Source organism: Pseudooceanicola sp. NS-SX8 (assembly GCF_057380755.1).
In genome coordinates, this window is sequence record NZ_CM170819.1 from 2,049,473 (window position 1) to 2,061,830 (window position 12,358).

The 12,358-nt window shown below is 67.3% G+C and carries 10 protein-coding genes; 2 read left to right on the top strand and 8 right to left on the bottom strand.

Annotated features, from left to right (window positions below; genetic code table 11):
- Positions 1-229 precede the first annotated feature (229 nt).
- From AC2IR1_RS09320 to AC2IR1_RS09330, 3 genes are all read right to left on the bottom strand, one after another.
- Positions 230-793: a pseudouridine synthase gene (locus AC2IR1_RS09320; RefSeq protein ID WP_486476002.1), complete on the bottom strand. Its 564-nt coding sequence runs from the start codon at positions 791-793 to the stop codon at positions 230-232.
- A gap of 360 nt (positions 794-1,153) precedes the next feature.
- The gene (locus tag AC2IR1_RS09325) at positions 1,154-2,038 is read right to left on the bottom strand and encodes a hypothetical protein (protein WP_486476003.1); all 885 of its coding nucleotides are present in this window, start codon (positions 2,036-2,038) and stop codon (positions 1,154-1,156) included.
- A gap of 660 nt (positions 2,039-2,698) precedes the next feature.
- On the bottom strand, positions 2,699-3,127 hold the full coding sequence (locus AC2IR1_RS09330; RefSeq protein ID WP_486476004.1) for an NUDIX hydrolase: 429 nt from the start codon (positions 3,125-3,127) through the stop codon (positions 2,699-2,701).
- A gap of 474 nt (positions 3,128-3,601) precedes the next feature.
- On the opposite strand from AC2IR1_RS09330, the gene AC2IR1_RS09335 reads away from it, so the two are divergent.
- The gene (locus AC2IR1_RS09335) at positions 3,602-4,531 is read left to right on the top strand and encodes a LysR family transcriptional regulator (protein WP_486476005.1); all 930 of its coding nucleotides are present in this window, start codon (positions 3,602-3,604) and stop codon (positions 4,529-4,531) included.
- 34 nt (positions 4,532-4,565) lie between these two features.
- Here AC2IR1_RS09335 and AC2IR1_RS09340 read toward each other — a convergent pair whose 3' ends face one another.
- Genes AC2IR1_RS09340 through AC2IR1_RS09360 form a run of 5 tightly spaced genes read right to left on the bottom strand, consistent with a single transcriptional unit; the run spans position 4,566 to position 11,150 of the window.
- On the bottom strand, positions 4,566-5,918 hold the full coding sequence (locus AC2IR1_RS09340; protein ID WP_486476006.1) for a lyase family protein: 1,353 nt from the start codon (positions 5,916-5,918) through the stop codon (positions 4,566-4,568).
- Entirely contained in the window at positions 5,915-7,735 is a 1,821-nt protein-coding gene (locus tag AC2IR1_RS09345) for an ABC transporter ATP-binding protein (RefSeq protein ID WP_486476007.1), read from the bottom strand. Before AC2IR1_RS09345 ends, AC2IR1_RS09340 begins: the two co-directional genes overlap by 4 nt.
- On the bottom strand, positions 7,732-8,646 hold the full coding sequence (locus tag AC2IR1_RS09350; RefSeq protein ID WP_486476008.1) for an ABC transporter permease: 915 nt from the start codon (positions 8,644-8,646) through the stop codon (positions 7,732-7,734). Before AC2IR1_RS09350 ends, AC2IR1_RS09345 begins: the two co-directional genes overlap by 4 nt.
- Positions 8,643-9,560, bottom strand: a complete 918-nt coding sequence (locus AC2IR1_RS09355) for an ABC transporter permease (RefSeq protein WP_486476009.1) — start codon at positions 9,558-9,560, stop codon at positions 8,643-8,645. The genes AC2IR1_RS09350 and AC2IR1_RS09355 overlap by 4 nt, the downstream gene beginning before the upstream one ends.
- A 54-nt stretch (positions 9,561-9,614) precedes the next feature.
- A complete protein-coding gene (locus AC2IR1_RS09360; RefSeq protein ID WP_486476010.1) occupies positions 9,615-11,150 on the bottom strand; it encodes an ABC transporter substrate-binding protein in 1,536 nt (511 codons plus the stop codon).
- Positions 11,151-11,425: 275 nt separating this feature from the next.
- Here AC2IR1_RS09360 and AC2IR1_RS09365 point away from each other — a divergent pair, with 275 nt between their 5' ends.
- A complete protein-coding gene (locus AC2IR1_RS09365; RefSeq protein ID WP_486476011.1) occupies positions 11,426-12,328 on the top strand; it encodes a metal ABC transporter substrate-binding protein in 903 nt (300 codons plus the stop codon).
- The last annotated feature ends 30 nt before the right edge of the window (positions 12,329-12,358 follow it).

Sequence of the window (12,358 nt, forward strand, 5' to 3'; positions counted from 1 at the left end):
CACGGGATCATCGCATCACGCGGCCCCTCGCTGCGCAGCCGCCCCAGATCACCGCCCGCTCCGTTAACCCTGCCCATTTCCGCGCTGTCCCACCGTCGCGATACCGACGTAATACCGACGTGATACCGACGTGCCGATTTGGCCCCGAAACCCCTGTTAACCATGGGTTTCCCAGGCTGAGTCGCTGCACTGCAGTACCGACGTTGGATTCGGTGGGGTAAGGTTTCGGTCAGATCCTGGCCTGCGGTGCGTCCCGCCAGTCGCCCGGGCGCAGCCCGTCCAGGCGCCAGGGGCCGATCCCGGCGCGGATCAGGCGCAGGCAGGGATGGCCCACATGGGCGCACATCCGGCGCACCTGGCGGTTGCGCCCCTCGGTGATCTCCAGCCAGATCCAGCTGTCGGGCACCGACTTGCGCACCCGGATCGGCGGATCGCGGGGCCACAGGTCCTCCGGTTCGGCCATCCGGTCGGCCTTCGCGGGCCGGGTCGGCCCGTCCTTCAGGGTCACGCCGTCGCGCAGCGCCTCCAGCGCCGCCTCGGTCACCTCGCCCTCGACCTGGGCCCAGTACAGCTTGGCCAGCTTGTGCTTGGGATGGCTGATGCGCGCCTGCAGCCGCCCGTCGGAGGTCAGCACCATCAGCCCTTCGCTGTCCCGGTCCAGCCGTCCGGCGGGGTAGACCCCCTTGACGGAGACATGGTCCGACAGGGTCGCGCGGGGCGATCCCTCGGTGCCGCGATCGGTGAACTGCGGCAGTACGCCATAGGGCTTGTTGAAGAGAAGGGTCCGGGTCATGGCCCCGCTTACCGCGCCGCCGCGCACAGGTCCAGCCGGAGGCGCGGGCCGGGGGGAGCGGGGGGCCGTCACCACCTCTTCACGGCGGCGTCATCTGCCTGTCACCCGGGCGGATTAGATCAGGGGCATCCGGGTCATATCAGCATCGGGGATCGCCATGACCGAACTGTCCGCGCTTCGCTTCGTCCTGCATTGCCTCGTCGCCCCGCGCAAGGGCGGCATGACCGAATGGCTCCTCCTGCGCGCAGGCGTCCTGCGCGCCTGACCTCCCCGACCGGGGGGGCGGGCAAGGGGCAGCACGCACACACTGGGCGGCGATATTCGACGTCCTGTCAGCAGGTTGCGCCGCAGCCCATCGGCTCAGGCCGCGTCCGGCCCCAGGTCCAGCAGGCAGTTCTGCGGATGGCAGCCCAGTGTGGTCAGCCCGGTGGAACAGCTGAACAGGCGTTCCCCCCGGCGATGCGCGATCTCTTCCCCGGTCAGCAGGCCGCAGCCCCGTTCCATCGCCAGCCGGCTCAGCGGCGTCGATCCCTCTACCGCCGCCGTGTCGACGATCCACAGCGGGTCCTCCAGACCGGCAGAGGGCAGGACCTGCCCGGGCCGCCGTGCCGATCCCACCGGCGTCGCATTGACGATCCCATCAATCCAGCCACGGGTCACACCGGGGCGGGAAAACTCGTGGAACAGGCCTTCCGTCGCCGCCAGCAGGGTGGCCCGCGCGCGGGTCACCTCCGCCACCAGGTTGGCGAGGGAGGCCGCCCGGCTCATGTCCCGATCGTAGAAGGTCAGCCGCTCCACGCCCAGTTCGGCCAGGGCCATGGCGGCGGATTGTCCCTCGGTCCCCGCGCCAATGATCAGCACATGGCGCGCCGGACGCCCGCGCAGGAAGCTGGCCAGCAGATCACGCAGGGCAAGCGTCCCGGCATCGCAGGCAGAGGCGCCTTCCTCGTCGCCCAGGAAGATCGTGTCGATCAGCTGCAGGGGGGAGGTGCGCCGTTGTCGATCCCGGACGAATTCGGTGATGTCGCGGCGCAGCGGGTCCGAGAAATGCAGCGCATGAAAGCCGCCGCGCCTTGCACTGCGCAGCAGCCGTTCGGCCGCATCCGGGGTATCGAGGCCGACCAGGTCGAACCTGCGCAGGTCCAGTTGCACCCGCTGCGCGGCCGCCGCCGCATCAAGGGTTCGGGTCATGGGGCCCAGGGCCGCATCGTGACCGGCCAGGCCGATGACAACGGGACGCGGCATTGGGCGAAGTTTAATAGATTTCGCCATATCGGTAACTACAGACACTCAAACACAACGGGAGCCAGATTAACCTTCCGGCGATGAACCGAAATGCGACTATCGGATGGGTTGTGGGTGGGTGGCGGCCGATCAGGGCTGGCTGGCTTCCTGGCTGGCAGTTCGGAAAGAACGGCGGGCTGGGGCGCGGGCGGGCGTGTCGCGGCATCCGGCGGCATCAGGGCGCGTGTCATGCTGCCGGGGACGCGTATCTGGCTGCCGGGCGCGCGGCGGATCCGGGGGGCGGGGCCCGCCAGATCGCGCCTGCAGGCGCCGGACAGAGAAAGGTCCGGTGCTCGGTAGCTGATCGCTATGGAGGAAGGAGGCTGGATCCGGCTGGCTGGCGTCTGAGGCTGCGGTGCAGGTTTCTGCGTCCGTGGCGGCTTGCAGTCCGGGATCTGGCTTGGGTGGGTTAGCTGGCTGGCAATGAGCTGGCTTGCTGTCCTGAGGAGGATGTAACAACTCCCGCCGGGGGCTGCAAGGAAAAAGTTAGCAAAATCAAATAGTTGAGTAATTTACTCGGGTGTTCGCCGGCAAGTGTTTCTGTCAGGTTTGGCTCCCGGGCGTGCCCGCTGCCGGGGCGGTTTGCGGCAAGTTGTGGCTGGAAAAGGGTTTTCCGGCGGATCAGCCTTTCGACACCGCCAGGGCATGCCGGGCCAGCTCGGCCACGCCGGCGCTGCACGCCAGCTGGTCAAGCGCATCCACGGCCACCCAGGCGGCCTCCAGCGCGTCATCGGCGGCCTGGGGTGGCGGGGCATCCGCGGGCAGGTGGCAGGGAATGGCGACCAGGAGGTAGTGAAACCGCAGCGTCCCGTCGGCGGCACGGTCGATCACCTCGGTCGTGCCCAGAACGGGCCCGGTGGCGGTGCCTGTCAGCCCGGTCTCTTCCTTCAGCTCCCGCAGGGCGGCATGGGCCATGGTCTCGCCGGGGTCGATCTTGCCCCCGGGAAAGCCCCAGAGCCCGGCATCGGGCGGGTTGGCCCGCCGTACGAGAAGCAGGTCATTGCCCCGCAGGGCAACGGAAAGGACGGCGGGGGTCGGGCGGGCTGTCATGCCCGCACCTTAGGCGTGTCCCGCCCGGGCGAAAAGGCCAGGCTGGGGGGATCACCGCCGGGCCAGGCTATGCGGTGTCACTTCCTTGATAACCCGGGAAAAGGCGGGGGTACTGAGCAAGAGCGCTGCGACCGCGAGCATGGCGGCCAGGGCGGCGATACGGTCTGAGGGCTTCATGGGGGACCTCTGCTGTGTCGTCGTTTCTCCGCAACCTAGGGAGGATTCTGCAAGTATCCAGTCCCGTACGGCATAATGTTCGCAAACGCGAGGCGCCCGGCCGGATCCCGCCGACCCCTGACCAGATCCCAGAGCAGAGCCCGAAAGTTCTGTCAGGCCAGATCGTCACCTCTCCCGAACCACTCCGAAGCGCCCCATGGCCGATCTCTCGATTGCGCGTTGCGCAGCGATCCGGCAGGTTGTTGCATGTTCCGCATGGGAGAGCGGAGATGGAAGAGCGGGCAGGGGAGGATGTTCATGAACCTGAAGGGGTTGCGCCTGTTTCGCGCCGTGGTGGCCACCGGCGCCCTGTCGGAGGCCGCGGATCGCATGGGCCTTTCGCCCTCTGCCGCCAGTCGCCTGCTGGCCCAGCTCGAAGAGCAGCTGTCATTGCAGCTCTTCTCGCGGGAGCGGCGCAACCTCGAACTGACGGAGGAGGGCGCGCTTTTCTACCAGCAGATATCCAATACCCTCGACGGCTTGGAAGAGATCCCGGCGGTGGCCCGCGACATCGGGGTGCGCAGCCGCAACTGGCTGTCGGTGGTGACCGCGCCGCCCATGGCCAACGGGCTGGTGGTGCCCACGATCGCGCGGCTGCAGGATCAGGGAGTGGCCCTGAATTGCACGGTCCACGTCCAGACCCGGTTCGAGATCGAAAGCAAGGTCGCCGCGCGGGGCTACAACATCGGGCTCATCTCGCTGCCCGTGGAAAACGAGATCATCCCGATCGACATCATGCCCCTGCTGCGCGCGCGTCTCTGTGTGCTGATGCCCGAAGGGCACCCGCTTGCGGCCAAAGAGGAGGTGCCGGTCGCCCTGCTGGCGCAGGAACCCCTGGTGACCCTGGCCACGGGGCAGCGCTGGCGCTACCGGCTGGAAGAGCTGATGGGCGCCGCCGGGCTGCGGCCCAGGGTGTCCTTTGAAACGGGTTCCACCCTGGTGACGGTGGAAATGGTGCGCCTCGGTCTGGGGCTGACGCTGATCGACCCGGTTGTTCTTCCGCCCTCCGCCCTGCAGGGTCTGGCGATGCGCCCGTTGCAGCAGGAGGAGTGGATCACCTATGCCAGCATTCACGCCAAGGGCCCGCGCACGGAACTGTCGGAAGTCTTCCTGGATGCCCTGTCCGCCCATGTCGAAGACCGCCGCGCCAGGGAACCCGGCACGGCGGATCTCGTCTACCTGATCTGACCCGGCCTGATGTGGCTGGCTCAACGAGGCTGGCCTAACGAGGTTGTCCTGTCGGGCCGGTCAGCCGCAGCGACAGTTCCGTCGCCATGGCGGCCGCGGCGTGGGCCATGCGGGCGCTGTCTCCGGTGTAGCCGGCTGGATCGAGGGCAGAGAGGATCTCGGCCTCGGACAGATGCGCGCGCAGGGCCGGATCGGCAGAGAGGCCCTCTGCGGGGCTGCTGCCCGGGGCGCGGTGATCCAGCGCGTGGTGGATCAGGTCGTGTGCCTCGGCCCGGCCGGTCAGCGGAGCCAGGCGCATCATCAGCCCTTCGGTCGCGATGGCCCCGCCCGACAGGCCAGCGTTGCCGGCCATGCGGGGCACGTCGACCTCCACCCGGGCGAGCAGGGCGTCGAAACCCTCGGTCATCTCCCAGGCCAGCGGCACCGCCCGGTCAAGCAGCGCCGACAGAAGCTGGTTCGGCACTGAATCCCCCTCGTGGCTCGACCGTCCGGTTTCCAGCGCAGGCCCGGCCAGCCCCCGCAGTTCCGCGGTCTGCGCCAGCAGCTTGACCACGTATTTCGGGTTCACCTTGTGCGGCATGGTGGAGGATCCGACGGTGCCCGCGTCCAGCCGTTCGGACACCTCGCCGATCTCCTGCGTCATCAGCAGGTAAAGCTCCGACCCGATCCGTTCGAGGGTCATCGCCAGCAGCGTCAGCTGCAGGATGTAGTCGGCGAAGATGTCGTTGGTGGCGCGGCCCGGCACCAGAAGCGTGCCCAGCCCCATGCGGGTGGCAAGACGGCGGTTCAGCTCCTCCCCGCTTTCGCCGAAGGCATGCATGGCGCCGACCGCCCCGCCGAAGGGCAGCACGAAGAGGCGGCGCCCCCCGTCGGACAGCCTGTCGGCGGCGCGGGACAGTTCCTCGATCCAGCCGGCGATCTTGAAACCCCAGGTGATCGGCAGCGCATGCTGGCGGTTGGTGCGCCCGGCCATCAGGGTTTCGGCGTGCTCCTCGGCCATCCGGCCCAGCTTCGACAGCGACTGGCCAAGCGCCCGACGGATCGCCGCGTCGGCCTCCCGCATCAGCAGGATCCGACCGGTCTGCATGACGTTTTGCGTCGTGGCACCCCAGTGGACCCAGGCCCCGGCCTCGCCCGCGGCGCGCGCCAGCAGCCGGGTGAGGGAGAGGATCGGCGCATGGGTCACGCGGATGTCTGCCTGAAGGTCCTCGATGCCGATCCGGGCCAGCGTGGCCGCCTCGCGGATGCCGGGGGCGGCTTCGGTGGGGATGATGCCCATCTCCGCCTGGGTTTCTGCAAGGGCCGCTTCGACGTCCAGCCAGCTTTGCCACAGGGTTTCGCGGGCGAAGAGGGTGGCAGGGGTCAGCGCCAGGGTGGAAAGTTTCATTGCGCGGCCTCCAGCGGGGTACCCGCGTCGAAGCGGGGGGCGGCGGCCAGCAGGCGGGCCGTGTAGTCGTTTTCGGGGGAGGAGAGGACGGCACGCGCTGCACCTTCCTCGACGATGCGGCCCTGGTACATCACCGCGACCCGGTCGGCGGTCTGGTGCACCACGGCCATGTCATGGGTGATCAGCAGCACGGTCAGGTCCATCTCCGCCCTGAGGTCATCGAGCAGGTTCAGGATCTGCGCCTGGACCGAGACATCGAGCGCCGATGTCGGCTCGTCACAGACCAGGGCGCGGGGTTTCGTCACCAGCGCCCGGGCGATGGCCACGCGCTGCCGTTGCCCGCCCGAAAGCTGGCTGGGATAGGCGTGGATCAGGCGCGAGGGCAGGCGGACCAGCTCCATCGCGTCCTTGGCGGCCTGCAGACGGGAGGCTGTATCGCCCTCGTCCCGCAGCACGAGCGGGCGGGAGATGATCTCCGACAACCTGCGGCGCGGGTTGAGGGAGCTGTAGGGGTCCTGGAACACCGGTTGCACGAAGGCGGCGCGTTCGGTCGGGGTCAGGTCATGGACCGGGCGGCCCAGCATCCTGACCTCTCCCTCTCCGGGCAGGTCGAGGCCCAGCAGGATGCGCGCCAGCGTCGACTTGCCGGAGCCGCTCTCGCCGATCAGCGCCAGGGTTTCGCCCTGCCTGACCGACAGCGACACGCCATCCAGCGCGCGGATTTCCCGCTTCGGACCAAAGAGACCCCTGCGGGTGTGGAAGATCTGCCGGACGTCCTGGGCCTCGATCACCGGGGTGGCGTCGGGGGCGGGACCTGCGGCCTGCAGCGGTTCGGCATGGGCGGTCGTGGCGGGGGGCGTTTCCAGCAGGCAGAGGCAGGCGTGATCGGCGCCGGGATGGCGTTCGGGCGGGCGGGCCTCGGTACAGCCGGGGATCCGGTGGGCGCAGCGGGCCGCGAAGATGCATCCGGTGGGCGCCGACATCAGCGAGGGCACGGTGCCGGGGATCGCGCCCAGGCGGCCGGGCGCCGCGCCCAGTTGCGGGATCGCCTGTAGGAGGGACTGGGTGTAGGGGTGCGCCGGGGCATGCAGCACGGCATCGGCCTTGCCCTGTTCGATGATCTCGCCCCCGTACATGACCGCCACGCGGTCCGTGCGTTCGGCCACCACCGCCAGGTCGTGGGAGATCAGGATCAGCCCCATCTGCCTTTCGCGCCGCAGGTCATCCAGCAGGTCGAGGATCTGCGCCTGCACCGTCACGTCGAGCGCGGTTGTGGGCTCATCCGCGATCAGCAGCTCGGGATCCAGCATCAGGGTCATGGCGATCATGACACGCTGACGCTGGCCGCCCGAAAGCTGGTGCGGGAACTGGCCCATGCGGGTTTCCGGGTCCGGGATGCCGGTGCGGTCCAGCAGGTCCACGGCCTTGGCGCGGGCCTCCTTTTCCGACAGCAGGCCCCGGGCCACGGCGGCTTCGGTCATCTGGCGGCCGATGGTGTAGACCGGGTTGAGAGAGGTCATCGGCTCCTGGAAGATCATGCCGATGCGGGGGCCGGGGACCTTCTGCGCGAAGTCCGGGTCGGAGAGCGCCGGAAGGTCCGTGCCATCGAAGCTCAGCCTGTCGGCGGTGACGGTGGCCGACCGGGGCAGCAGCCGCATCAGCGCCAGGGCGGTCAGCGACTTGCCGGACCCGCTTTCGCCCACGATGCCGAGCGCTTCGCCCGGGGCGAGGGAGAGCGAGACGTCGCGCACCGCGTGGAGCGTACCGCCGGGCAGGCGGAGCGAGATGGAAAAGGATCGGATATCGAGCAGGGTCATTCGTTGCGGCCCTCCGGGGAAGTGATGTCACGCAGGCCGTCGCCCATCAGGTTGGCGCCGATGACCAGCAGGAACAGGCAGATGCCGGGCAGGATGACGAGCCAGGGGCGGTAGAACATCGCCTGCTTGCCCTCGGCGATCATCAGGCCCCAGCTGGGCGTTGGCGGCTGGATGCCGACACCAAGGAACGACAGGGAGCTTTCGGCCAGGATCGCGATACCCAGTTCGAAGGTGAAGATCACGATGATCGCCGAGGCGAGGTTGGGCAGGATCTCGTGCCAGATGATCTGGCGGGGGGAGGCGCCGGCGGCCTTGGCGGCGGCCACGAAGTCCAGCCCCCGGATGCGCTGCGTGGCGGCGCGGGTGACGACCAGGTAGTAGGTCCAGTGCAGCACGCCGATGATGCCGATCACCACCCAGATCGAGGGGCCGATGATGAACACCAGCGCCATGGCCAGCAGCAGGCCCGGCAGGGCCAGTTGCGCGGTCAGCAGGAAGCTGATGGCATGGTCGATCCAGCCGCCGAAATAGCCCGCCGTGACCCCCAGCGTCACGCCGATCAGCAGGCCCACGGTGGCCGCGCCGATGCCGATGGTGATGGAGACGCGGGTGCCGTAGATCAGCCGGCTGAGGTAGTCGCGCCCGTTCTGATCGGTGCCCAGGATGTGATCCCAGGTGCCGCCGTCGGACCAGACGGGCGGCAGCATGCGGGAACTGAGCGACTGTGCATAGGGATCATGCGGCGCGATCAGCGGGGCGAAGATCGCGATCACGACGATGGCCAGGATGATGGACGCGCCAATCAGGAAGCCGGTATGGCCGAAGAGACGCTGGCGGAAGATCTGGCCCGGGGTGATGGGCGTGCTCTCACGCTCCTCCACGGCGGAAAGGGTGATGTCTGTTGCGGTCATCCGATGCGGATCCTCGGGTCGAGCGCCGCATTCAGGATGTCGGCGAGCAGGTTCATGGCGACGAAGACGATGGCGAAGACGAAGATCAGCATCTGCACGGTGGGGATATCCATGCCGAGGATGCTTTCCAGTGCCAGCCGTCCCAGGCCGTTGATGGCAAAGATGCTTTCGGTGATGACGGAGCCGCCGAACTTCTGCCCCAGCTGGACCGCCAGGACCGAGATCACCGGCAGCAGCGCGTTGCGCAGCGCGTGGCGGCGCAGCAGGGACCAGCCGCGAAAGCCCTTCGACCGGGCGGTGCGGATGTAGTCGGCGCCCATGACCTCGATCAGGCCGGTGCGGGTCAGGCGCATGACGGCAGGCACCGAAGAGGCGCCAAGCACGAAGGCGGGCAGCACGAAGTGTTTCCATGTGCTGTCGCCCGAGACAGGGAAGATCGGCATCATCACCCCGAAGAGGATGATCATGATCAGCCCCAGCCAGAAGTTCGGCACCGCCTGGGCCGAGACGGCAACGCCGAGCGCGAAGCGGTCGATCCAGCTGTTGGGGTTGAGCGCGGCCAGAGCCCCCAGCGGGATGGCGATGAGGATGGTGACCGAGAGGGCCGAAAGCGCAAGCGTGATGGTTTCATCGGCGCGGTCGGCGACCAGTTCCGCCACCGGCTTGTGCCAGTAGTAGCTTTCGCCGAAATCACCGTGCATCACGCCACCCAGCCATTCGAAGTAGCGGACGGGCAGGGGGGCATCGAGGCCATAGCGGGCGCGGATCGCCTCCACCACGTCGGGGGTGGCATCTTCGCCGGCGATGGCCTGTGCGGGGTCCCCCGCGACGTTGAGCAGGAGGAAGGCGGCGAGGGAGACGGTGAAGGCCACGGCGAGCGCGAGGGCGGCACGCAGGGCAATGTATCTGAGCATGGGAGATCCTCCGGTCGGCGGGGCGGGGACCCATGGAAGGGCCCCCGCCAGCACTCATTTCCAGCTGGAATTCTGCAGTCGCGGCAGCCCGTCGGGATCGAGCGGGAAGTCGAGGTGCGGAGAGACCAGGTAGTTGGCCGAGTAGGTGAAGAGCGGCGCCCAGAGGGCCTCGTCCGCGATCTCGCCCAGGGCGGCGGAATAGATCGCCTTGCGCTCCTCCTGGTCGTTGGTCTGCTCTGCCGAAAGGATCTCGTTCGCCAGCTCCTGATCGCCGGACATGTTGCGGTCGCTGTCCATGTCGAAGTGGATGCGGACGATGGCCGCGGTATCTGCCGTGCCGCCGGACCCCCAGGTGCCGAAGTAGGCAGGGATTTCCCGCGCGGCCCGTGCCTGGTTGAGCGACTGCAGCTTCACGTAGCGCAGGTCCACGTCGATGCCGACGGCGGTCAGGTCGGCCGCGATCGCCTCTGCCACCGCCTTGTCGCGATAGGCCCAGAGAGGCAGGGTGAAGCCATCGGGATAGCCTGCCTCGGCCAGCAGCGCCTTCGCCTTTTCAGGGTCATATGGGTAGTCGGTGACCGAGGTGTCGCAACCGAACTGCGCCGGGTGGCAGGCGGTGTGGATCGCCTCGGCCGAGCCGCCGATCAGGTATTCGGCCATCTCGGGCTTGTTCAGCGCGTAGTTGATCGCCTGCCGGACCTTGACGTTGGTCAGCGGGCCTTCCGGGTCGGTGTAGCCGTGGCTGTCCAGCACCAGGAAGCCCACGCGCAGGTCGGCGCCGGACAGATGCGTCGCCATGGGCGTGGCGCCCAGGCTCTCGGCCAGGTCAAGCGGCACCTTGAACATCCAGTCGATGCCGCCCGACATCAGCTCTGCCTGCTGGGTGCCGATATCGGGGATGTTGCGCACCACGATATGTTCGATCTCGGGCTTTTTGCCGAAATAGTCCTCGTTCCGCTCCAGCACCAGCTCGGTGCCCGGTTCAAAGGACGCGACCTTGTAGGGGCCCGTTGCAATGAGCTGTTGGGCCATCGCATCGCGGTTGACCTCTCCGCCGGCGTCATAGGTGCCGTCCTTGCGGATCATGATGCGCGCGGCCATGTCGCGGATCACCAGCGGGTAGATCGAGGCGAGGTGGAAGCGCACAGTGTTCGGCCCGGTCACCTCGGCATTGGCGAGCCAGCGGCGCACGACGCCTGCCGCGTTGCTCTCGCTGCGTTCGTCCTTGATCCAGTTGTAGGTGTAGGCGACGTCGGCGGGGGTCAGCAGGCTGCCATCGTGGAACTTCACGTCATCGCGCAGAGTGACATCGAGCGTGGTTTCATCGATGAATTCGTAGCCCGTCGCGATGGAGGGGTTCACCTCCTGCGTCTCGGGATCGATGTCGAACAGGGTCGCATCGGTCAGCTGCGCCAGGATGATATACTCGCGCTTGGTGGTGTAGTTGTAGTCGAGGTTCAGGATCTCCTCGGCCATGGCGACGCGCAGGGTGTCGTCGTCCGGCCCGGCGTAGGCCGGGGCGGTGGCGGTCGCGGCGGCAAGCGCAAGCGCGCTCGCGGCGCAGAAGCTGCGCCAGCGGTTGATTGTCATGGTTTCCTCCCTTGAACGTGCTGCAGCTTAGGCGCCGACGGCCCAGAACAAAAATTGCAAAGATCGGAATGTTTGCTGCAAATTTCGCAACTGATGACGCTGCAGGTGCAGAAACCGGAAGGAATGGTGCCTGGCACGTGTTTTGCGGGGTCGAACTGTGCCCGGAGATCAGGCGGATTGTGATGTTTCTGCGAATGGTTCTCAGGAATGTTGACGTAAACTTGTCGCGCCCTTTATATGAGAATAATTCTCAACAAGAGGCGGAAGGACATTTCATGCGAGTTGGATCATGCGCACTTCTGGCGGGCACTGCCCTGACACTCCTGCTTGCAGGAGAGGGGAGCGCGGCCGACCGGATGAAGGTCGTGACAACCTTCACCGTGCTTGCCGACATGGCGAGCGAGGTTGCCGGGGACGCCGCTGAGGTCGTTTCGATCACCAAGCCCGGGGCCGAGATCCACGGCTATGAGCCGACCCCGCGCGATATCGTTCGCGCCCAGGGGGCGGATCTTGTTCTTTGGAACGGTCTGAACCTGGAACTCTGGTTCGAGCAGTTCCTGGCCAACCTTCGCGATGTCCCCTCGGTCACGCTGTCGGAAGGGATCGATCCGATCCCGATCGCCGCCGGTGCCTACGAGGGGCTGCCCAATCCGCATGCCTGGATGGGGCTGGATAACGCTCTGGTCTATATCGACAATATCGAGGCCGCCTTTTCGGCGCAGGATCCCGGAAATGCAGAGGTCTACGCGGCCAACGCCGACGCGTACAAGCACCGGCTGCGCGACACGTTGGAGCCGTTGAAAGAGGAAATCGCCCAGATCCCGGAAGCGCAGCGTTGGTTGGTGACTTGCGAAGGGGCCTTCAGCTACCTCGCACGGGACCTCGGGATGAAGGAGCTGTACCTCTGGCCGATGAATGCAGACCAGATGGGAACGCCACAGCAGGTGCGTGCCGTGATCGACGGGGTGAAGGACAACGACATCCCGGTCGTCTTCTGCGAAAGCACGGTGAACACCGGACCGGCGGAGCAGGTCGCGCGGGAAACCGGCGCCGCCTATGGCGGTGTCCTCTACGTCGACAGCCTGTCCGAGGCAGGAGGCCCGGTGCCCAGCTATCTCGATCTGCTTCAGGTGACGGTGCAGACAATCGCGGACGGCCTGGAAGCAGGCGCGCAATGATCGGTGCCGCGAATGGCACAAAGCGTTCTG

Coding starts and splice junctions, on each gene's coding strand:
- AC2IR1_RS09325 (WP_486476003.1), bottom strand. CDS start 2,038: ATGCCGCGTCCCGTTGTCATCGGCCTGGCCGGTCACGATGCGGCCCTG.
- AC2IR1_RS09330 (WP_486476004.1), bottom strand. CDS start 3,127: ATGACAGCCCGCCCGACCCCCGCCGTCCTTTCCGTTGCCCTGCGGGGC.
- AC2IR1_RS09345 (WP_486476007.1), bottom strand. CDS start 7,735: ATGACCCTGCTCGATATCCGATCCTTTTCCATCTCGCTCCGCCTGCCC.
- AC2IR1_RS09340 (WP_486476006.1), bottom strand. CDS start 5,918: ATGAAACTTTCCACCCTGGCGCTGACCCCTGCCACCCTCTTCGCCCGC.
- AC2IR1_RS09355 (WP_486476009.1), bottom strand. CDS start 9,560: ATGCTCAGATACATTGCCCTGCGTGCCGCCCTCGCGCTCGCCGTGGCC.
- AC2IR1_RS09350 (WP_486476008.1), bottom strand. CDS start 8,646: ATGACCGCAACAGACATCACCCTTTCCGCCGTGGAGGAGCGTGAGAGC.
- AC2IR1_RS09360 (WP_486476010.1), bottom strand. CDS start 11,150: ATGACAATCAACCGCTGGCGCAGCTTCTGCGCCGCGAGCGCGCTTGCG.
- AC2IR1_RS09320 (WP_486476002.1), bottom strand. CDS start 793: ATGACCCGGACCCTTCTCTTCAACAAGCCCTATGGCGTACTGCCGCAG.
- AC2IR1_RS09335 (WP_486476005.1), top strand. CDS start 3,602: ATGAACCTGAAGGGGTTGCGCCTGTTTCGCGCCGTGGTGGCCACCGGC.
- AC2IR1_RS09365 (WP_486476011.1), top strand. CDS start 11,426: ATGCGAGTTGGATCATGCGCACTTCTGGCGGGCACTGCCCTGACACTC.